Source organism: Pseudomonas sp. S30_BP2TU TE3576, assembly GCF_050436025.1.
Taxonomy (GTDB): Bacteria; Pseudomonadota; Gammaproteobacteria; order Pseudomonadales; family Pseudomonadaceae; genus Aquipseudomonas.
Map to the genome: position 1 here is coordinate 4,725,793 of NZ_JBNDLK010000001.1, position 21,404 is coordinate 4,747,196.

The following is a 21,404-nucleotide window of genomic DNA, read 5'->3' on the forward strand; positions in this document are numbered from 1 at the left end:
AGAAAGCCCGCATTTAATGCGGGCTTTTTGCCGTCCGGGATTTGGCTTTTCCTTTCGTGCATCCCTTCTCATCGAACTCCACCTGTGCGCTGCGACCTCGCTGGGTGTCGTAACGGTAGCTTGTCGTCGAATTGCGAATACTGATCTTGTCTGGCTTGCCGAGGGCGCTTTCGACGTCTTGTTGGCTCATGCCGGCTATCACTCGCTGATTGATGATCGCGTCCCGGCGCTCCCTGGCACTGATCAGGTTTCCACATTTGTCCTGCATCTGACCGACCACGGTCGGCTCTCTCCTTTTGATTTTCATACCTGACGTTTCACGGGGTTCGGCTTCCGGCATGAGCGCCATCGTGCTGCCAGGTGTAAAGGTGCGGACATCCTGAAGTGAAGCGCTTTCTCCTGCGGCACAGCTCAGCGTCGTGAAGGTAATGCGCCCATTGGCCGCCTCGCAACGGTGAACGGTGGTGGCAAGTGCCAAGGGCAGGGGGCTGAGCAGGGTGAGCAGGGTGAGCAGCAAAAGGAATTGTGCAGTCGATGGCATCGGGCGTCCTCCATGACGTTCCTTTTCAAGGGTAGCGGCTACAATTTTCGAAGGGGGTGTGTTTTCTTTTCAGAATGCGTCGTCGCATTTTCATGGATCAGGACGATGCTCAAGTTTGTTGTGCAAGCGCTTGTTTCAGCCAAGATTTTTTAACGTTTAAAGCCGTCAGGCGGTGTATCATTGCGCCCGTCAGCCCCGCCGGGGCTTGTGGAATATCTCCATGGACTTACCCAGTAGTTACTCAGTACCCCGTTTTACCAATCATGAATTGACTGATTGATCCTTCCGGCGTGCCCCGCTGCTGGGAGTGGAGTTCGCCTATGTCCGAAGTTGAAGTAAAGAAAACGCAGGAAAGCTTGCAGGATCGCCTGGCTCAGGTGGTTGAATTGCTGCAGCGCCAGCGAGTTGTAGAAGACCTGACTCACCGCCAGGAAGGCCCGCATCATGACCGGGTCGAGAACCTGGTTCACCGGCAGAACCTTGTCGAGTTGCAACGCAAGCTCGATGACCTGCACTCCGCCGACGTCGCCTACATTCTTGAAGCCTTGCCGCTGGACGATCGTCTGACGCTCTGGCAACTGGTCAAGGCCGATCGCGACGGCGACATCCTTCTCGAAGTATCCGATTCGGTTCGTGAATCGCTGATCGCCGACATGGACGATCACGAGCTCCTGGCGGCGGCCAGGGACATGGATGCCGACGAACTCGCTGACCTGGCCTCCGAGCTGCCGCGAGACGTCGTCCATGAGCTCATGGAGACCCTCGACCAGCAACAACGCGAGCGCGTGCGTTCGGCCCTGTCCTATGACGAGGAGCAGGTCGGTGCGTTGATGGACTTCGAGATGGTGACTATCCGCGAGGATGTCAGTCTTGAAGTGGTCCTGCGCTACCTGCGCCGTCTCAAGGAGTTGCCGGGCCACACCGACAAGCTGTTCGTGGTCGATTACGATGGCGTCCTCAAGGGCGTGTTGCCGATCAAGCGTTTGCTGGTCAACGATCCGGACAAACAGGTTTCCGAGGTGATGGCCAGCGATCCGGTGAGTTTCCACCCGGACGAAGATGCTTACGATGCTGCCCAGGCGTTCGAGCGTTACGACTTGATCTCCGCGCCCGTGGTCGACAAGAACAACAAGCTGATCGGCCGTCTGACCATCGATGAAATGGTCGACCTGATCCGTGAAGAGAGCGAAAGCGAAGTTCTCAACATGGCGGGTCTGCGTGAAGAGGAAGACATTTTTGCGTCGGTCTGGAAATCCTTGCGTAACCGCTGGGCCTGGCTGGCGATCAACCTGATCACCGCGTTCGTGGCTTCTCGGGTAATCGGTTTGTTTGAAGGCTCGATCGAGAAGCTCGTGGCGCTTGCGGCCTTGATGCCGATCGTGGCGGGGATCGGTGGTAACTCGGGCAACCAGACCATCACCATGATTGTCCGGGCCATGGCATTGGATCAGGTGAGCACCGGTAATACCTCGCGCCTGATGCGCAAAGAGTTGGCAGTAGCGTTGATCAACGGCGTGATATGGGGTGGGGTGATCGGGGTGGTCGCCTACTTGCTGTATGGCAGCTGGTCTCTCGGTGTGGTGATGACCGCCGCGATGACGCTCAACCTGTTGCTGGCGGCGTTGATGGGGGTCTTGATTCCGATGACGCTGGCGAAGATGGGGCGTGACCCTGCGATGGGCGCCAGTGTGATGATTACCGCCATGACCGACAGTGGCGGCTTTTTCATCTTCCTGGGGTTGGCAACCATCTTCCTGCTATAAAGTCCCTTTCACTAAAACCCGCCATCTGGCGGGTTTTTTTGTGCCCGGATTTCAGGCGAAAAAAAAGCCAGCGATCAGGCTGGCTTGAACTTTCTGGCTGAATCAGGACGCGTCGGAGGCCATTTCAGCGTCATGGGCGATCAGCGAAACCAGGGCGTTCTGCTGCCGGTGGGAGAGTTGGCGGAAGCGCTGCAGCAACTCCCGTTCGTGCAAGGACAACTCCGGGCTGTCCAGGCGCATGCTCAACTCTTCTCCCAGTGCGCCTTCCTGAATAAGACTCTGCTCGAGGCGCGCAATGATTTCGGAGTTCATGCTGCGATGATGATTGCGAGCCACCTCGGCAATGCGTTCACGCATTCCGTCTGGCAGACGTACGACGAACTTGTCAGCCGTACGGCTGGAATAAATTGCCTGTTTCAATGGGCGCATATATTTAACCGGTTAGTTCAGGGGAGCGGTTTTCGGGATTGGCCGCAGGATGTCTGGTAGGACAAGCGCTCTGACCAAATGTTCAACCTGAATTGATAGAGGCGCGCATCATGCCCCAAATCAGCCAGATCCTTGGCGTCAATTCTGTGACAAATATTGAACTGTATAAAGGCTTTCTGCCAGCACCAATTATCAGAAATGCATACTGGTTTGAAAAGTTCGACCGGGCCGTATCGCTTAGCGCCTTCTCCACCCGACGAAAGGTATCTGATGGGCAGGAAAAACAGGACTCGATCTCTGTTCCTTGCCCTTACAGGATAGTGGCAAATGGCCGATTTACTAGGGGGAGTCTTATGGCGAGGGGGAATTCAGGATGGATGGCAGGCCCCTGTGCCGGATCTGCCATACACGGATTAGCGCAGGACCGGATCAAACTTGATCTTGCGTCCGGCAATCAGGGCAAGTACGAAAAGAGCGCTGAATACACCGCAGGCGATCAGAGGGAGGGTGACGACCATGTCCTGGGTCAATGACAGATGAAAAATGCCGCTCAACAAGGCGAGGATGAAGAAACTCGCGGCTGATCTGGACATGCTGTGCTCCTGGTGAGGGTCATTCAAAATACCAAGCGTTCGGCAGACGGAGCCGGCATCAGGATATTTTCCTGGCTGGCAAAGCCATGCTGATCGCTTTTCACTGCCAACGGCGGGGCTTTCTGCAGTTGAAGGTAATGTGGCATTCGCTGGGCAACCTGCGCTGCACCGCTCTCGGGGGTAAAATGAAAACCCGGCAAAACTGTCAGGGCGATTGCATTCGAGAGTAAAAGGGCGCTGATCATGAGGCGGGCCTCCGTGGTTCTGTGAGAACAGCTGAAGCAGCACGCGTGCCAGAGTCTATCGGCAATTAAATTCATTAAAAACAACGAATTAGAATATTTTCGCGAAACACCGGTCTTGCGTTTTGCAATGATGGCTTTTTGCGCTGATGCAATTTGCACGGCAAACAAATCCGCGCCCGGCAGAGGCGTCTGCCTACACTTAAAAAGCCCTACGGACGACATGACAAACGCTGGCCCGACCGTTAACATGCACGCCGTCCATCGCACCGCGTTTCGTCGTGGTCAACATGTGTCTCAGTAGCTCAATTGGATAGAGCATCCCCCTCCTAAGGGGAAGGTTGGCAGTTCGAACCTGCCCTGGGACACCATATTTTGCAGCTCCCCGCCTTATACCTGTTTCAACCCTTCATTTTCACGACTTGTAGATAAAGTTCGACACATTCAGGTACCTGGGGTTTATCAAAACCATCAGCTCTACCTTCGCGTCTTCCCGTCTCCTCACCCAAGTAGTCTGAATCTCCCATCCCGCCTGGGAGTATCGGTCGATGTGCCGCCTGCGGTGCTTGTTCATAGTTGTGACCTATAGAGAACAGAAAATGGTCCAAGGTCGACCTCCGATGACTGGACCCCGCTCAGGAGAAAGTCATGACTATGCGCAAGAAGACTTCATCGCCAACGTATGACCTGGCCAATAACGCCGGTGACCATCCTTCACCCGTCAGCCACGACTGGACTTTTACCTACATTCCGACCGTCACCACCAACCTTGAAGACTACGCGCCGGGCAGCACTGCCATCATCACGGCCAGCGGTTTCGCCGCCGGCAGCACCGTGACACTCGAAGTGGACCACGCCATCGGTGCCGGCGCGGATGGTGTGTGGGGTACGTCCGACGATGTGCTTGATACCAACACTGGCGCGGGTCACGAGCCCTGGTCTGTGACCGACGGCGGTGCTGGCGATCTCGACGGCCAGGTCAACGGCAGCGTCACCACTTCCTGGTACGTGAATCCCGACGATTCGGCGGGCGCAACGTTTCTGCTCACCGCGACCTCTGCGGGCGCCGATGGTGTGGTCGGCACCAGTGACGACGCCGTGGCGACAACGTCGTTTACGGACAGCGTTTTGGGCGTCGTGGCGACCGGCGAGGACGTTACGCTGGACGAAACGGCCGGGCTGCAGAATGGCGCCGCCACTCCAGGCCCTGTAGGAGACGCGGACGACAACGACATTCTGGTGGCTTCCCTGCCCACGACCTTCGCTAACCGTTTGACCGGACTTGGGGCAGGCACCGCAACGGGTGCGGCCTTGAGCGGCTATACCGGTGCCGTGGGTAACACGGGCAGCAATGCGTTCACCATCACCGCTGACGCCGGAGCGAGCATTACCGATGTCAGCTTCGTCGGCAGCACAGGCGTACCGCTCAATGGCGTGGACAGCGGGCTGTTTACCCTCGATGGCACCAGCATCCTTCTCTATACGGATACGAACAACAACATCGTTCTGGGCCGAGCCGGCGGCTCAAGCGGCGCGATCGTGTTCGCTGCCTATATAGAAGAAACCGGATCGCCAGTCACGGGCGGCAAGATCTGGACCGTGGAGTACCAACCGCTCAAACATCCCGATATGACGAACGCCGATGATTCGCTCAATCTGCTGAATAAGGTTTTCATCGGAGCCAGTCAGGACATGGAATTCAGTCTGGCCAATGCGCCCTCCGGTCAGAACCTCTTCCTGATGTTCACGAAGGCGAACCCGACTGTTGTCAACGATGGCGGCGTGTTGCGGATCACGGATCCCACCATCATCGCCACCGGCAAGGACCCCGCTGACCAGTCAAGCGGCGCCAGTATAACGACTGGCGACACGATCAATACCAGCCAGGCAGGGGGGCCGACCACCTTCGGCACCAACAATCAGATGATTGTGGAGCAAGAGGGCATCCGCTTTTCGTTCGTCACGGGTGCCAGGCAGAATGTGACCATTCCCAACCTGGACCAGAACGAAGCCGATATTGAATCCAACGTCGACTTTACCGGCGTGTTCAATGCGAAATCGGCCAGTTTCGACGTCGTGCAGTTGCAAAGCGGCAAGAGTGCCGTGGTAAGGGTCAGCGCATTCAGCACCGCTGCTGAACCTGGCGTGAATTTCATCAACGGATATGCGAATGATACGGCGGTATCTATCACCAATGTTCGCGTCTTCAACAGTACCGGGCAGGTGATCGAGAACTCAAACGGCTCGGTGAATGATCCGGCCATCACCATCAGCTTTGCAGCAGGGGTTGCAACCATCATCGGCGTTAAAGCCGGCTATCAGATTGAATACACCACGACGGCGGACCACAACCGCGTGCTCGTCGAGAACGGCGCGGCCGTCAATGCCAAGGGCAATGAGCACGCCGATTTTGATATCGGTGGTTTCACGCTGGTTCAGGCCTCTATTTCGAAAACCGAAATCGGCTCCAAGATCATCTTCGACGACGACGGGCCGAGCATCACCACCACCGGCGCAGAGCCGACACTGACGGTGGACGAGACGGTGCTGGCGACCAACGCGACCCAGAGCTTTGCCGCCAACTTCAATTCGGCGTTTGGCGCCGATGGGGCCGGCACCCTGACCTATGCGCTGGGCGTGGTGGCCGGGGCTTCCGGGCTGACCGACACGGCCTCGGGCGAGGTGGTGAACCTGTCGCTCAATGGCACCGTGGTCGAAGGGCGTACGGCCCTCAGTAGCCTGCTGGTGTTCACGGTCAGCGTGGCCGCCAATGGCAGCGTCACCCTCGACCAGCTCCGGGCTGTGGTGCATGCCAACGCCAGCAATCCCGATGACTCGACGAGCCTGACCTCGGACAACCTGGTGACACTGACCGCGACCAAGACCGACAGGGACGGCGACAGTGCCCAGGCGACGCTGAACATCGGGCAGAACCTGGTGTTCAAGGACGACGGGCCGAGCATCACCACCACCGGCACGGAGCCAACGCTGACAGTGGACGAGACGGTACTGGCGACTGACGCGACCCAGAGTTTCGCTGCCAACTTCAATTCGGCGTTTGGCGCCGATGGTGCGGGCACGCTGAGCTATGCGCTGGGCGTGGTGGCCGGGGCTTCCGGGCTGACCGACACGGCCTCGGGCGAGGCGGTGAACCTGTCGCTCAATGGTGCCGTGGTCGAAGGGCGTACGGCCCTCAGCAGCCTGCTGGTGTTCACGGTCAGCGTCGCCGCCGATGGCAGCGTCACGCTCGACCAGCTCCGGGCCGTGGTGCATGCCAACGCCAGCAATCCCGATGACTCGACGAGCCTGACCTCGGACAACCTGGTGACACTGACCGCGACCAAGACCGACAGGGACGGCGACAGTGCCCAGGCGACCCTCAACATTGGACAGAACCTGGTGTTCAAGGACGACGGGCCGAGCATCACCACCACCGGCGCAGAGGCAACGCTGACGGTGGACGAGACGGTGCTGGCGACCGACGCGACCCAGAGTTTCGCTGCCAACTTCAATTCGGCGTTTGGCGCCGATGGTGCGGGCACGCTGAGCTATGCGCTGGGCGTGGGGGCCGGAGCCTCCGGGCTGACCGACACGGCCTCGGGCGAGGCGGTGAACCTGTCGCTCAATGGTGCCGTGGTCGAAGGGCGTACGGCCCTCAGTAGCCTGCTGGTGTTCACGGTCGGCGTGGCCGCCGATGGCAGCGTCACGCTCGACCAGCTCCGGGCCGTGGTGCATGCCGACGCTGCCAATCCTGATGACTCGACGAGTTTGACCTCGGACAACCTGGTGACGCTGACCGCGACCAAGACCGACGGGGACGGCGACAGCGCCCTGGCGACGCTGAACATCGGGCAGAACCTGATATTCAAGGACGACGGGCCGAGCATCACCACCACGGGCGCAGAGCCAACGCTGACGGTGGACGAGACGGTACTGGCGACCGACGCGACCCAGAGTTTCGCCGCCAATTTCAACTCGGCGTTTGGCGCCGATGGGGCGGGCACCCTGACCTACGCGCTGGGCGTGGTGGCCGGGGCTTCCGGGCTGACCGACACGGCCTCGGGCGAGGCGGTGAACCTGTCGCTCAATGGCGCCGTGGTCGAAGGGCGTACGGCCCTCAGTAGCCTGCTGGTGTTCACGGTCAGCGTGGCCGCCGATGGCAGCGTCACCCTCGACCAGCTCCGGGCCGTGGTGCATGCCGACGCTGCCAATCCTGATGACTCGACGAGCCTGACCTCGGACAACCTGGTGACACTGACCGCGACCAAGACCGACGGGGACGGCGACAGCGCCCTGGCGACCCTCAACATCGGGCAGAACCTGGTGTTCAAGGACGACGGGCCGAGCATCACCACCACTGGCGCAGAGCCAACGCTGACAGTGGACGAGACGGTGCTGGCGACTGACGCGACCCAGAGTTTCGCTGCCAACTTCAATTCGGCGTTTGGCGCCGATGGGGCGGGCACCCTGACCTACGCGCTGGGCGTGGTGGCCGGGGCTTCCGGGCTGACGGACACGGCCTCGGGCGAGGCGGTGAACCTGTCGCTCAATGGCGCCGTGGTCGAAGGGCGTACGGCCCTCAGCAACCTGCTGGTGTTCACGGTCAGCGTGGCCGCCGATGGCAGCGTCACCCTCGACCAGCTCCGGGCCGTGGTGCATGCCGACGCTGCCAATCCCGATGACTCGACGAGCCTGAACTCGGACAACCTGGTGACGCTGACGGCGATCAAGACTGACGGGGACGGCGACAGCGCTCAGGCGACCCTCAACATCGGGCAGAACCTGGTGTTCAAGGACGACGGGCCGAGCATCACCACCATCGGCGCAGAGCCTACGCTGACAGTGGACGAGACGGTGCTGGCGACCAACGCGACCCAGAGTTTCGCCGCCAATTTCAACTCGGCGTTTGGCGCCGATGGTGCCGGCACCCTGAGCTATGCGCTGGGCGTGGTGGCGGGAGCCTCCGGGCTGACCGACACAGCTTCGGGCGACGCAGTGAACCTGTCGCTCAATGGCGCGGTGGTCGAAGGCCGTACGGCCACGGGCAACCTGCTGGTGTTCACGGTCAGCGTGGCCGCCAATGGCAGCGTCACCCTCGACCAGCTCCGGGCCGTGGTGCATGCCAACGCCAGCAATCCCGATGACTCGAAGACATTGACCTCGGACAACCTGGTGACACTGACCGCGACCATTACCGACAAGGAGGGCGACAGCGCCCAGGCGACGCTGAACATCGGGCAGAACCTGGTGTTCAAGGACGACGGTCCAAGCATCAGCACCACTGGCGTGGAACCGACACTGACGGTGGACGAGACGGTGCTGGCGACCAACGCGACCCAGAGTTTCGCCGCCAACTTCAATTCGGCGTTTGGCGCCGATGGGGCCGGCACGCTGACCTATGCGCTGGGTGTAGTGGCCGGAGCCTCCGGGCTGACCGACACGGCCACGGGCGACGCAGTGAACCTGTCGCTCAATGGCACCGTGGTCGAAGGGCGCACGGCCACGGGCAATCTGCTGGTATTCTCGGTCGGCGTGGCCGCCGATGGCAGCGTCACCCTCGACCAGCTCCGGGCCGTGGTGCATGCCAACGCCAGCAATCCCGATGACTCGACGAGTTTGACCTCGGACAACCTGGTGACGCTGACCGCGATCAAGACCGACAGGGACGGCGACAGTGCCCTGGCGACGCTCAACATCGGGCAGAACCTGGTGTTCAGGGATGACGGCCCGGCACTCACATTCGGCAACCTGATCGGGACCGGTAGCGTCCTTGCGCAATCCGGGTTCTGGAATATGGCGACGGGGGCCGACGGTCTGGGTGCGGCCGGTCTGGATATTTCGTTGGTCAATAACCAGTTCACCCTCATCAGGCCAGACAACACGACCACGACCGGGACCGGCACGCTCAACGAGCTGGCGCTATCACCGGATATCAATGGCGCGTACCACTTCGCAGGTACGTTGACCGGTGATTTCGACAACAACACCGCAACGGCGAATACCACCGTCGACTACACGCTGACCGCCTATGCCGATGGTCGCTATGCACTGGATCTGGTGCAAGGCTTCAGTTCGACGATCGTGCTCAGCAGTGCCGACGGCTCGCTCGATGCCGGTGGTCCGGATTCGGTGCGCACGTTGTTAATTCCGCAGACGAGTAACCCGGCCATTCCTTCGACATCCGAGGAGATTGTGTTCTTTTCCGCGAAGGCGCTTGCGTCGACTGCAGACATCCTGAGCGGCATCGGGCTCGGTGCACCCGACCCCACCGAAGCCGCGCTACAGACCAACCCCCTGCCATCGTACATAGACCCGGCGGCGATGAACGTCAGCACGTCCGGTATCGGCGTCGCCAACAACGTTTTCCAGGGGGATAACCTGGCGGCAATCAGCGCCGCCGATGAAAGTTTCGTCATCAATCCAGAGAGCCTGCTGACGGGAATGAAGGTCTTCATCGACAACTCCGTGGCGGGTTACAACACGGCGACCGAGGACCTGTACTACAGGATCTACTACGCGGATGGCTCGAATTCGAGCCTCGTCGAGGTGAACACCCTGACACCGGAGGCTGGCGGGCAGGTGTCCTTCCTCGTTCAGAAGGAGGGCACGGTACTGATCGACGCTGTCCAGCTGACGATGGGCCGGGGCGATGTCAAGATTCCGGTGATCCAGTTCATTCAGCAGAGCGAGAGTCTGGCCAGCGATGTCCAGCTGGCGTTCAGCGCGACGCTGACGGACAAGGATGGGGACTCGGCGACGAGTACGTTTGCCGCCAACCTGTTCGCCAACGACCCGGCCAACGCATCCTTCGACTTCTCGCTGGCTGGCACGATCGCTAAGCAGGATGCGTTCAACATCGATCTGTCAGTCAATGAGAACCGGTACCAGGTCACCGGCTTCGATGCGGGCTCAGGCGTGCAAGACAAGCTGGTGCTCAACGGCGACCCGAATGCCGTTGTCCAATCGATCAACAACACCGGTGCAGACAGCGTCGTGACGGTTGCCGAGTCTGGCGGACAAGCAACGACCATCACCGTGGTCGGGGCCCATGTTCAGAGTACCGACATCTTTTTTGGCAGCGCCTGAAGCATTGCGCGCTTGAACGGATGCGAGGGTGGCTCAGGAAACCACCCTCGCATTCTTTTTGTCGTTCTAATACGGATCCGCATGATTGCATCTGCCGTGAACTGTCGAACAGTACAAGGCTTAAAAAGCGCGGCGGATAGATACAGGTTAACGCGGCGGGAGATACCAGGAACGACATCAGCATTCCTGGCACCCTGTTCCGGGTCTTCGACAAGGATGGCGAAGCAGTGACGGCCTACCTCCTGAAAGTCAGGGGCAGACCGTCTTGTATCGACTTGAAATTCAATCCAGTTCCACCCAGGCGGACTCGGATGGTGCTTCGTTGGTGAGCCCGTGTTTCAGCGCATACATCAGCAAGTCGATGCGGTTGATGAGATTAAGCTTTTGATAGATGTTGCTGAGGTGGTTGTGCACGGTGTGCTCGCTGATCCCCAGGCGCCCGGCGATGCTCACATATTTGGCGGACGGTTCGCCTACGATGGCGCGAATCAGTTCTCTCTCGCGCAGCGTCAACCGCGCCTGTTTCGCCTGCTCCAGATTGCATTTCATGGGGATATGCCCGGTCGCGGCATAGCCGGAAAGGCCGCCAGCCCAGGCTCTATCCATTGCGAAGTCGCTATGGTGAACCTTGAGGATGGCCTGGATAATCGATTCCGTCGGGTCTTCCACCAGCACGACGCCGCGAGCGCCGGCCTCTATCGCCTGGGCAGCGGGGACGGTTTCGTACAGGCCTTTGAGTAGCAGCACTTTCATTTCAGCGCTACGGGTGAGTCCCGCGACGACATCCAGAGGATTCAGCGCATCCGGAAAGAAACTGAAAAAAATGACATTGGGCCGCAACTGATCGGCAAGATCCAGCGCATGGGTATAGGTGGTGGCCTGGCCTGTCACTTCCATCCGGGGCTTTCTGGCATTAATCAAGTCTTGAAGGCCCATAAGCACAAGGGGGCGACAATCGATCAACATCACGCCTATTGGTTTTTCCTGGTCAGTCATCATCTTCCTGACCCCCTTGAAAAACCAACGATGGCCTCCACCCGCTGGCCTGCCTGGGTCAGCAACGTGCTCACTTGCTCGCCGCGATTGAAGAACCGATTTGAGCGCCGGGAGGTCGTGATGGTGCTCGTCCAGGCATTGGCAACCAGCGGCCTTGGGGTCATTTCCAGCAACAGCACAGGCAGGGAGGGCGAACGTTTCCCAAAGGCTGGCAAAGCCCGAGAGAGTAAATAAATACGAATAATGATCAACAGAATACGCATGATGATGTGCTCCCGCGTGCCTCTCAACGGAGTCTAGGTCAGCCCGGAGCGCTGCCAGCCTGACCATCCGTCGGTCCTCGATACAAGCCCAGTGCGGGTAGGCCTGACCGATGTTCTCAAGGAGGGAGTGAACCCTCGAAAATCAAGGTATTAGGCTCGCCACGGATGACCCACGGCCAAAGTCTGATCCTGATCAAAATCGTCAATTAGCCGACAAATGGTGTGTAGTTAGGAGGGCCAACTTCAACTTAGTCAATTTGTTGGCGAAATCTGCCTGATCGAGCCACCTGCAAGCCAGTGTTTGACGAAATCAGTGAATAGCACTGGCCGGTCTCGTTTTCAGCAACGCCTTCACAGATTCAGCGTGAGCGTTGAGGGAGGTTCTCAAGGGAATGCCATGGCTGGCCGATAACCCGGACAGTTACGGGCTTCTTCGTCTCTCGCTGTCGACGCATGTGCTGATTGACAATGAGAAGGTGTTTGATGGCTAAGGGCTACCAGCTATCATCTGCGCGCCAAAACAGGGGCTGCGAAGCTGAGTCCGTCCGTGTATTTGCCTTTGGGTTCTTCTTCTTAAATTGCCTGGAAATCTTCGATGCTGTCGTATCACCAAAAGCGTTTTCTGATCGTCGATGATTTCTCGGACTTCCGCAGTTCGGTCAGGTCGATGCTGCGCGAACTGGGCGTCAAGGAAGTGGACACTGCCGATACCGGCGAACAGGCGCTGAAAATGTGTTCGCAGAAGCAGTACGACTTCATCCTGCAGGACTTTCACTTGGGCGACGGTAAGAAGAATGGCCAGCAGGTGCTCGAAGACCTGATGGAAGAAAAGCTGATCAGCCATGAAGCGGTGTTCGTCATGGTCACCGCCGAAACCAGCCAGGCTATGGTGCTCAGTGCACTGGAGCACGAGCCCGATGCCTATCTGACCAAGCCGTTCAACCGTTCCAGCCTGGCCCAGCGCCTGGAGCGCCTGGAGCAGCGCAAGACCCTGCTCAAGCCGATCCTGCAGGCCCTTGACCGCGGCAAACCGATGGAGGTACTCAACGCCTGCATTGCCCTGTGCAAACAAGACATACGCTATTCGCCGCTGTGCCTGCGCTATCGCGCCGATGCCCTGCGTGACCTCAATCAGAACGAAGCGCTGGAGCGCCTCTACGACGGCATCATTGCCGACCGCCCGTTGCCATGGGCGTTTGCCGGGCTGGGCAAGTTGCTGTTCAAGCGCGGTCAGGTCGGGCAGGCCAAAGGCATTTACGAAAAAGCCCTGAAAGTCTTCCCGATGATGCCGTCGCTGTATGACGGCATGGCGGATGTACTGGTCGCCGAAGGGGACACCAAAGGTGCACAGCGCGTTCTGGAAGAGGCGATTCGCCTGTCGCCGCTGGCGGTGCGCCGACAAGCGTTGCTCGGAAAGCTGGCGATGACCAACGAGGACTTCGACACGGCGGCCAAGGCCTATCGCCAGGCAGTGAGCCAGGGCGCGCAGTCACGGTTCAAGGATGCCGAGAGCAATCTCGGCCTGGCCCATGCGTTGATCAGCAAGGGCAGCGAAAGGGGTCTGGACACGCGGACCCGACTGGAAATCAACACTACATTGAGCGCCGTGGCCAAGGAAAACCCCTCCGATCCGGGCCTGCAAATTCGGGCGCGCCTGATGAAGGCCACCAGCCTGTTGCTCAACGATGCCGAGACAGCCGACAAGCTCACCGAGCAAGCGTTGTTGCGTCTGGACGGCATGGAGCAATTCATGAGCGCCGAAGCGGCCTTGCTGGTGGCCAAGCAGCTGAAAATGCTCGGGCAGACCGAGGCCGGCACCGCGATGCTGAAAAACTGCGTGGAAATCTACGGCGACGATCCGGCGGTCATGAAGGACATCGCCAAGCAGACCGATGACCCGACCATCCTCAACTCCGGCAACGCCGCCGCGGAGCTCAACCGTCAGGGCGTGCGCGTGTACAAGACCGGCAATCTGGTGGAGGCCCGGCAGGTCTTTCGCAAAGCCCTGGCAATGCAACCGAAGAACATCAGTATCGCCCTGAACATGGCGCAGTCGTTGTTGCATGGCACCGACACCGGTGTGCCTTCGGCGGAGCTGGAAGAATGCCGGGTCTGCCTGAAAATGGTCGGCCTGATGCCCGATACCGACGCGCGCTATCCGCGTTACCAGAAGCTGAAAAGCAAGGCGTTTGGCCAATGAACGACAACGAACAGGCACTGGATTTCTCCACGGTGATCGCCTCTACCGTGCACGACATGAAGAACTCGCTGGCGATGCTGATGCAAGCCCACAGCCAGTGGCTGGCGCGATTGCCGGAGTCGGCGCAGCAGACGCCGGAGCAGGGCGTGATCGACTTCGAGTTCGCCCACCTCAATGGCATGCTGGTGCAGTTGCTGGGGCTGTACAAGCTCGGCGTCAACCAGATGCCGTTGCAGCCGGCCTACCATGAACTGGACGACTTCATCGAAGCGCAACTGGCTTGCCATCAGGAAGTGTTCGCCAGCCGCGGCATCATGGTCACCTATGAAGTGGACCCGCTGAGCCCTTTGGGTTTCTTCGATCGTGAATTGATCGCTTCGGTATTGGCCAACTGCATCAACAACGCCATTCGCTTTGCGCGCCATGCGGTATTGATCAGTGTCAGCGACGAGGCCGGGCAACTGGTCTTGACCATCAATGACGATGGCGAGGGGTACCCGGCGCAGATGCTCGAGCGTCAGGCCGATTACGTGCAGGGCATCAACCAAAGCAGCGGCAGTACCGGTCTGGGCCTGTACTTTGCCGGACGCATTGCCGCGTTGCATCAACGCAACGGTGTCGGTGGACGTACCGAAATCGGTAATGGCGGACCGTTGGGCGGTGGAGTGTTCCGTCTTTTCCTGCCCTGACAGCCAGCATATTTATCGACGCTGCTTGAAATTCCGAACACGTGGAGCCTATTTTGTACGGTCGCCGTTCGCGGCCCGCACAATAACAAGGATTGCGTCATGACGAGCGTTGGCCTGAGTTCACTCGCGCAGCGATTGACGGGCATTGATGAAGTTGAATGTGTCACGCCGGATTTGAATGGCGTTCCACGGGGCAAAGTGATGACCTCCGAGGGCTTTCTCGACGGTCGACGTTTGCAGATGGCGCGGGGTGTGCTGCTGCAATGCATCATGGGCGGATACCCGCCAGCGCGGTTTTACGGCAGCGATGATGGCGACCTGGCGCTGATCCCGGACCCTGCACAAATCCACCGCTTGCCCTGGAGCAATCCACCGCGGGCCTTCGCTATTTGCGATGCGGAGGAACTGGGCACCACCAACAGCTGCGGCCTTTCGACCCGGGGTCTGCTCAAAAGCGTGATTGCCCGTTACGCGGCCCGTGGCCTGGCGCCCGTGGTGGCGACCGAGCTTGAATTCTTCGTTTTTGCGCCCAACACCGACCCGACTCAGTCGTTCCAGCCGCCGCTGGGGCTGGATGGTCGCCGCGAAGACGGTCAGTCGGCGTTCAGTGTCAGCTCCAATAATGGCCTGCGGCCGTTCTTCAATGAGGTCTACGCGTGCATGGCGGCCCTGGGGTTGCCTCGCGATACGTTCATGCACGAAATGGGCATCAGTCAGTTCGAGATCAATCTGCTGCATGGTGATCCGCTGTTGCTGGCCGACCAGACATTCCTGTTCAAGCACTTGCTCAAGGAAGTTGCCCTCAAGCACGGTCTGAGCGTGGTGTGCATGGCCAAGCCGTTGGCGCATACGCCGGGCAGTTCAATGCATATTCACCAGAGCGTCGTCGAGATCGATTCGGGACGTAATGTGTTCAGTGACGAGGCGGGGCAGGAGACGGCAACCTTCCGCCATTTCATTGCCGGCCAGCAGGTTTGCATGGCCGACTTCACCGCGTTGTTTGCGCCAAACGTGAATTCCTATCAGCGCTTGTGCCACCCTTACGCTTCACCGAATAATGCCTGCTGGTCCTATGACAACCGGGCGGCCGGCTTGCGCATTCCAGCCAGTTTGCCGGTGGCCCGCCGGGTCGAGAATCGCTTGCCGGGCGCCGACGCCAATCCGTATCTGGCGCTTGCCGCAAGCCTGGCGGCGGGGTTGCATGGCATCGAGAACGCGTTGGAACCGAGCGCGCCGATCCAGGGTGAATTCGTAGTACCGGATAATCTTTCGTTGCCGTGTACCTTGCATGCGGCACTTGAGCGTCTGAAACGTAGCCAGTTGGCCAAGGAACTGTTCGGCGCGGAATTCATCGAAGGCTACATTGCTTCGAAGACCCTGGAGTTGAGCAGTTTCCAAGATGAAATTACGCCCTGGGAGCGTCGCGTTTTAGCGGCCCAGGCCTGACGATCCGTCGACATCCGGCTATCGTTTAGCGGTAGCCGATTCTCACTGCAAGGAGCCGCTCGGAACGCCGATGCGCCAAATCTGGAAATCCTTTCGAGCGCTGTATTTCGCCTCGCTGATGATGTTGATCGGCTCGGGCCTGTTGAGTACTTACCTGGGGCTGCGCCTGGCTGCCGACCATGTCGACAGTCTGTGGGTCGGTGCATTGATGGCCGCCAACTACTTCGGCCTGGTGCTGGGGGGCAAGATCGGTCACCGCTTGATTGCCCGGGTCGGGCATATCCGGGCTTATTCGGCCTGTGCCGGGATCGTCGGCGCGGCGGTGCTGGGCCATGGCCTGGTCGATTGGCTGCCGGCCTGGCTGTTCCTGCGGGTGATCGTCGGCCTCGGCATGATGTGCCAGTACATGGTGATCGAGAGTTGGCTGAACGAACAGGCCGAAGCCAGGCAACGCGGGTTGGTGTTCAGCGGTTACATGATCGCCTCCTACCTGGGGTTGGTGATGGGGCAACTGATTCTGGTCATGCATCCGGCGCTGGGACTGGAACTGCTGATGTTGGTTGCCCTGTGTTTCGCTCTGTGTCTGGTGCCCGTGGCCCTGACCCGGCGGATCCACCCGGCACCGTTGCATCCGGCGCCGATGGAGCCACGGTTCTTTATCAAGCGCGTGCCGCAGTCATTGAGTACGGTGCTTGGGGCGGGCCTGATCGTGGGGTCGTTCTATGGTCTGGCACCGCTGTATGCCTCGCAGCAAGGGTTGTCCACGGAACAGGTCGGCCTGTTCATGGGTAGCTGCATTTTTGCCGGGCTGCTGGTGCAGTGGCCGTTGGGCTGGTTGTCCGACCGCTACGACCGGGCGGTGTTGATCCGCAGTTTCGCATTCAGCCTGGCACTGGCCGCACTGCCGCTGGCGATCATGCCGCAGGTACCGCTGGAGGTGTTGTTCATCGCCGGTTTCCTCTGTTCGCTGGTGCAGTTCTGCCTGTATCCGTTGGCGGTGGCATTCTCCAATGACCACGTCGAAGGTGATCGCCGGGTGTCTCTGACGGCGATGTTGCTGGTGACCTATGGTGTGGGTGCGAGTATTGGGCCGCTGGTGGCCGGGGTGCTGATGAAGCTGTTCGGCAGCCAGATGCTCTATGCGTTTTTCAGTTTCTTCGCGTTGGTGCTGGTGTGGCGAATTCGTCCGAAAGCGGTGACCAACCTGCACCAGGTGGAAGATGCGCCGCTGCATCACGTGGCCATGCCGGACAACATGACGAGTTCGCCGCTGGTGGCCTGCCTCGATCCGCGTGTTGATGAGCAGGTGGTGCAGGATCAGATGACCGGTCCGGTAAGTGCCGGGCCAGAGCCTGAATCAGAGCCTGAAACAGTCACCGAAACTGAATCCGGTCAGCCGCCGGAAGATCCTGATACAGGGCGGGATCCCAACTACAGCGAGGCCAGGCCTTAAATCCAGGGCACAAAAAAACGGGCAGTCACCGCAAGGGACTGCCCGTTTTTTTATTGACGCGCTATCAGATGTCGTCTTTGTCGAAGCGACGCGCTTCGCGTTGCAATTGGTAGACGAAGCGTTCGACCTGACGCTGTACCAACCCGCTCATGTTGTGGAAGCGAACGCCGGCGAAGGTGGTGGAGATCTTTTCTTCGAAGTGCAGATAACGCAACTCGACCGGAGCGGTCATCTTGCCAAAGGGCAGTTCGGCGCTGAAACGGTCGTAAACCTGACCCAGTTGCAGGCTGCCAGTGATGTCGCCGTCGAAGCGCAGCTTGCAGCCGGTAGCGGAAATATCCAGCAGCTTGCCGCTGATCAAAGTCTTGAGCTTTTCGCCGTCCAGGTTGACGTTGACCAGTTGGGCCAGCTTCAGCGCGGCGCGGAACGCATTACGACGCTGGTGGTACACCACTTCGTCGGGCAGGCTGCCGCGATAGCAGCGGCTGCTGCCGGATTCGTCGATGGTCAATTGGCCGTTGCTTTCCCAGGCGATGCGCACGCCTTCGTGGAAACCTTCGACCTTGAACGGTTCGCCCGCCAGCAGGTAACGCTCGCCATCGCGGGGGATCATTTCGTCCAGGGCCATCATGTTGCTTTCACGGTCCAGGTCCACCAGATAGCTCTGGAAGCGCTGGCTGCGCTCGTGGAACGTGATGATCAGCGGGTCATGGCTTTCGAGCAGCTGGCGCAGGTTGCCGGAGATTTCCAAGGGCGTGGAGAGCACCTTGGGTGGCTGCGGAGCATCATCCACGGATAAGGCATTGGACACGGTTAATCAATCTCCAGACAAAATTTGACTACGACTAGCCAGCATTTTGCCAGCATCTTTTACGTCTTGGATAGAGCGGGCTCTTCGAACGGTTTAAGCCTGACTGAGCGGGCGTGGCTTAGCAAGCTTGGAGAAGGTTCCGCTGGCATCGTAAAGCGCCGGGGTTTCACCGCCAGTAAGGATTTTCAGCTGGGTGGCTGTAGCCGCTTGCTGGGTGAGGATCGACTGGCCGTTGTTGGCGTTGATGGCCTGGCACTGGGCGATGAGATCGGTCAGTACGTCACTTTGCGCCAGCAACTGGTCGCCAATGCTCGACTGGCTGGCCAGTTGCTCCAGGCCGTCGCGATTGGTCGGCAGGTTGAGGCTGGCGAGAATTTCACTGCGCTTGCGGCCATGCTGTTCGAGCAAAACGACCAATGCCTGTTTCTGCGCCAGGATGTCCTCGAGCAATGGCATGTCGCGACCATGCAGCGCCAGGGATTCGGTCTGCAGCAACTCCAGCAAGTGTTGTGCCGGAGCAAAGTCGTCGGTGATCAGTTGCAGTAAATGAGTGTCGTGCATGGCTGGCCTTGGGTTTTAAGCGTCCAAAAGCCTGGCGCCGGCGGTGGCCTAGCGCTGGGCTTCGAAATTGAGCAGTTTGCTGGCTACACGGTTGCTGTCGACCTTATAGCTGCCATCGGCAATCGCTGCTTTCAACTCGGCCACGCGGGCGTTGTCGACGGCAGGCTGATCGCGCAGCTTGTCAGTGACCTTCTGCAACTGTTGAGCCTCATTGCTGAGATGTACCGATTCCCCGCTTTTGACGGTACCGGCCTGTTCGGCCGCGGACTCCAGCGGCGCGGATTTGCCGGCTTCGGCGCTTTCCTTGCTGGCGCTGGTACGTGTACTGCCCGAAAGGGACGAGGAGCTGTTTAAACGGCTGAAATCGATGACCATGATAAAAAACCTCTGGGAATTTGGACGCTTGCCATGGTTTCGGCCATTCCCTGGAAAACTTTAGGCTCATTTATCGATGAGCCGTGCGCGCGCCAGCGCTTGCCCTGCATGGAGCACAGTCTAGGGAACAGCCAGCGCAAGCGCCACATTCTGATGAACAGAGAACCTTACATGGACACTTCCACCTGCCCCGGCGCCGTGACCTGCGCCTTGATGACTCGCTGGGAATTGAGGTTTTTCACCCGGATCTGTTCGCTCAGGCTGCCGTTTGACAGGGCTTCGCCCGGCATGCGCACGCTGAGCGTACCGCTGCGGGCGGTAATCACCACCTGATCACCCTTGCGGATGACCTCGGCCTGTTCGATATGCACCAGGGTAATCACCTGGTCGGTGACCATTGGTCGGGTCAGTCGCTGGCCGATCGCCTGATCGAGGGTGGTCAGGTAGCCCTGGCCGATCAGGCTGATATCGCGCTCACGCAGGACCACATCCCCAGGCTCGACAATGGCTGCGCGGCGCAGTGGCCGGGCGGTGGTCACGACATCGCGAAACAGGCGAACTTGAGCGGGTACGAAGACCGTCCAGGGGGATGCGCCCTCGCAGCGGACCTTGACCGTGACCCGTCCCAGCGGCTTTGGACTCTCAAGCGTTGCTGTCAATTCCTTGTCGCACATGGGCATGTGCATGCGCGGATCGAGCGGGTTGACCTGGATCTCGTAGCGACCTTCGGTTTGACTGGTCGCCAGATAGTCTTCTACGGTGAATTCAAGAAAGCCCTGAGTGACGCCGATAAGCATGTCAGGCAAGGTAACCGCGTCAGCAAGGGCAGGGCTGCCAGCGTTGAACAGGCAAACGGCCGCCAGCACGCCGAGCAATTTGCGGTAGGGTGTGGTCAGGCGTCGAAAAAATGTCGGTTCTGTGTTCATAACGATTAAAAAAGCAAGCGCCGTGCCGATTAGTGATGAAGGCGCGTCGCAACAACACTTGGCGTTGGTGTAGGAGTCTGGGCATGGCTGGTGTAATGGATTCGGTAAACCAGCGCACGCAACTGGTGGGGCAGAATCGCCTTGAGCTGTTGTTGTTCCGTCTCGACGGCCAGCAGCTGTACGGGATCAACGTTTTCAAGGTTCGGGAGGTGCTGCAATGCCCCCAGCTGACGCTGATGCCCAAGTCCAGTCCTGTTGTGTGCGGTGTGGCGAACATCCGGGGGGCGACCATTCCGATCCTTGATCTGGCAATGGCGACCGGCTCCGGTGCGTTGAAGGACAAGAACAATCCGTTCGTGATCATCACGGAGTACAACACCAAGACCCAGGGTTTTCTGGTTCGCTCGGTGGAGCGCATCGTCAACATGAACTGGGAGGAGATCCATCCGCCACCCAAGGGCACCGGACGCGATCACTACCTGACGGCGGTGACGCGGGTCGACAATCAGTTGGTCGAAATCATCGACGTCGAGAAAGTGCTGGCGGAAGTGGCACCGACGCCGGAAGCGATTTCCGTGGGTGTGGTGGATGTCGAAACCCAGCACAAGGCCCTTTCGTTGCGCGTGCTGACGGTCGACGACTCATCGGTGGCGCGCAAGCAGGTCACGCGTTGCCTGCAAACGGTCGGCGTCGAAGTGGTGGCGTTGAACGACGGTCGGCAAGCGCTGGACTACCTGCGCAAACTGGTCGACGAGGGCAAGAAGCCGGAAGAAGAGTTCCTGATGATGATCTCCGACATCGAGATGCCGGAGATGGACGGGTATACCCTGACGGCGGAAATCCGCAACGACCCGCGCATGCAAAAGCTTCATATCATCCTGCATACTTCGTTGTCGGGGGTTTTCAATCAGGCGATGGTCAAGAAGGTCGGTGCCGATGACTTCCTGGCCAAATTCCGTCCTGATGACCTGGCATCCCGGGTAGTCGACCGGATCAAAGCAGCAGATATCAGCTAGGGGCCCGCGCCCCT

17 protein-coding genes and 1 tRNA gene are annotated in these 21,404 nt (G+C 59.4%); 8 read left to right on the top strand and 10 right to left on the bottom strand.

What is annotated here, in order from left to right; all coding sequences use genetic code 11:
* Window positions 1-13 precede the first annotated feature (13 nt).
* Window positions 14-541, bottom strand: coding sequence for a cell envelope protein SmpA (locus tag ABIA48_RS21550; RefSeq protein ID WP_429491188.1), 528 nt, complete (start codon window positions 539-541; stop codon window positions 14-16).
* A 320-nt stretch (window positions 542-861) separates the two neighbouring features.
* Between ABIA48_RS21550 and mgtE the strand changes: the two genes are divergently transcribed.
* The gene (gene mgtE / locus ABIA48_RS21555) at window positions 862-2,304 is read left to right on the top strand and encodes a magnesium transporter (RefSeq protein ID WP_429491190.1); all 1,443 of its coding nucleotides are present in this window, start codon (window positions 862-864) and stop codon (window positions 2,302-2,304) included.
* Window positions 2,305-2,406: 102 nt separating this feature from the next.
* On the opposite strand, the gene ABIA48_RS21560 is transcribed toward mgtE, so the two are convergent.
* The 3 genes from ABIA48_RS21560 to ABIA48_RS21570 all read right to left on the bottom strand — a co-directional run bounded on the left by ABIA48_RS21560 (window position 2,407) and on the right by ABIA48_RS21570 (window position 3,571).
* Window positions 2,407-2,733, bottom strand: a complete 327-nt coding sequence (locus tag ABIA48_RS21560) for an Arc family DNA-binding protein (protein WP_007992792.1) — start codon at window positions 2,731-2,733, stop codon at window positions 2,407-2,409.
* A 413-nt stretch (window positions 2,734-3,146) separates the two neighbouring features.
* On the bottom strand, window positions 3,147-3,326 hold the full coding sequence (locus tag ABIA48_RS21565) for a PA3371 family protein (RefSeq protein WP_095944573.1): 180 nt from the start codon (window positions 3,324-3,326) through the stop codon (window positions 3,147-3,149).
* Between the two features lie 23 nt (window positions 3,327-3,349).
* Window positions 3,350-3,571 carry a hypothetical protein gene (locus ABIA48_RS21570; RefSeq protein WP_429492909.1) on the bottom strand — a complete coding sequence of 74 codons (222 nt, stop codon included), beginning with the start codon at window positions 3,569-3,571 and terminating at the stop codon, window positions 3,350-3,352.
* Between the two features lie 291 nt (window positions 3,572-3,862).
* On the opposite strand from ABIA48_RS21570, the gene ABIA48_RS21575 reads away from it, so the two are divergent.
* Together ABIA48_RS21575 and ABIA48_RS21580 are read left to right on the top strand one after the other, a co-directional pair.
* A tRNA-Arg gene (locus ABIA48_RS21575) sits at window positions 3,863-3,939 on the top strand.
* Window positions 3,940-4,216: 277 nt separating this feature from the next.
* Window positions 4,217-10,654 carry a DUF5801 repeats-in-toxin domain-containing protein gene (locus ABIA48_RS21580; RefSeq protein WP_429491193.1) on the top strand — a complete coding sequence of 2,146 codons (6,438 nt, stop codon included), beginning with the start codon at window positions 4,217-4,219 and terminating at the stop codon, window positions 10,652-10,654.
* A gap of 282 nt (window positions 10,655-10,936) precedes the next feature.
* On the opposite strand, the gene ABIA48_RS21585 is transcribed toward ABIA48_RS21580, so the two are convergent.
* On the bottom strand, window positions 10,937-11,650 hold the full coding sequence (locus ABIA48_RS21585; RefSeq protein ID WP_429491195.1) for a response regulator transcription factor: 714 nt from the start codon (window positions 11,648-11,650) through the stop codon (window positions 10,937-10,939).
* Window positions 11,650-11,913 carry a hypothetical protein gene (locus ABIA48_RS21590; protein ID WP_429491197.1) on the bottom strand — a complete coding sequence of 88 codons (264 nt, stop codon included), beginning with the start codon at window positions 11,911-11,913 and terminating at the stop codon, window positions 11,650-11,652. Before ABIA48_RS21590 ends, ABIA48_RS21585 begins: the two co-directional genes overlap by 1 nt.
* A gap of 595 nt (window positions 11,914-12,508) precedes the next feature.
* On the opposite strand from ABIA48_RS21590, the gene ABIA48_RS21595 reads away from it, so the two are divergent.
* The 4 genes from ABIA48_RS21595 (at window position 12,509) to ABIA48_RS21610 (ending at window position 17,701) form a co-directional block, all read left to right on the top strand.
* A complete protein-coding gene (locus tag ABIA48_RS21595; RefSeq protein ID WP_218482581.1) occupies window positions 12,509-14,113 on the top strand; it encodes a tetratricopeptide repeat-containing response regulator in 1,605 nt (534 codons plus the stop codon).
* Window positions 14,110-14,802, top strand: a complete 693-nt coding sequence (locus tag ABIA48_RS21600) for a sensor histidine kinase (protein WP_429491200.1) — start codon at window positions 14,110-14,112, stop codon at window positions 14,800-14,802. Before ABIA48_RS21595 ends, ABIA48_RS21600 begins: the two co-directional genes overlap by 4 nt.
* Before the next feature lie 201 nt (window positions 14,803-15,003).
* The gene (locus ABIA48_RS21605) at window positions 15,004-16,248 is read left to right on the top strand and encodes a glutamine synthetase family protein (RefSeq protein WP_429492911.1); all 1,245 of its coding nucleotides are present in this window, start codon (window positions 15,004-15,006) and stop codon (window positions 16,246-16,248) included.
* Window positions 16,249-16,318: 70 nt separating this feature from the next.
* Window positions 16,319-17,701 carry an MFS transporter gene (locus ABIA48_RS21610; RefSeq protein WP_429491202.1) on the top strand — a complete coding sequence of 461 codons (1,383 nt, stop codon included), beginning with the start codon at window positions 16,319-16,321 and terminating at the stop codon, window positions 17,699-17,701.
* A gap of 64 nt (window positions 17,702-17,765) precedes the next feature.
* On the opposite strand, the gene ABIA48_RS21615 is transcribed toward ABIA48_RS21610, so the two are convergent.
* The 4 genes from ABIA48_RS21615 to flgA form a co-directional block, all read right to left on the bottom strand.
* Window positions 17,766-18,512: a flagellar brake protein gene (locus tag ABIA48_RS21615; RefSeq protein WP_429491204.1), complete on the bottom strand. Its 747-nt coding sequence runs from the start codon at window positions 18,510-18,512 to the stop codon at window positions 17,766-17,768.
* 93 nt (window positions 18,513-18,605) lie between these two features.
* Window positions 18,606-19,073 carry a flagella synthesis protein FlgN gene (locus tag ABIA48_RS21620; RefSeq protein WP_007991991.1) on the bottom strand — a complete coding sequence of 156 codons (468 nt, stop codon included), beginning with the start codon at window positions 19,071-19,073 and terminating at the stop codon, window positions 18,606-18,608.
* Between the two features lie 48 nt (window positions 19,074-19,121).
* Window positions 19,122-19,448: a flagellar biosynthesis anti-sigma factor FlgM gene (flgM, locus tag ABIA48_RS21625; protein WP_204934005.1), complete on the bottom strand. Its 327-nt coding sequence runs from the start codon at window positions 19,446-19,448 to the stop codon at window positions 19,122-19,124.
* Window positions 19,449-19,615: 167 nt separating this feature from the next.
* Window positions 19,616-20,374 (bottom strand): flagellar basal body P-ring formation chaperone FlgA, encoded by a 759-nt coding sequence (gene flgA, locus ABIA48_RS21630; RefSeq protein WP_204934006.1) that lies wholly within the window; start codon window positions 20,372-20,374, stop codon window positions 19,616-19,618.
* An 83-nt stretch (window positions 20,375-20,457) separates the two neighbouring features.
* On the opposite strand from flgA, the gene ABIA48_RS21635 reads away from it, so the two are divergent.
* Complete coding sequence (locus ABIA48_RS21635) at window positions 20,458-21,390, top strand: chemotaxis protein CheV (RefSeq protein WP_015096472.1); 933 nt, start codon at window positions 20,458-20,460, stop codon at window positions 21,388-21,390.
* Window positions 21,391-21,404: the final 14 nt, after the last annotated feature.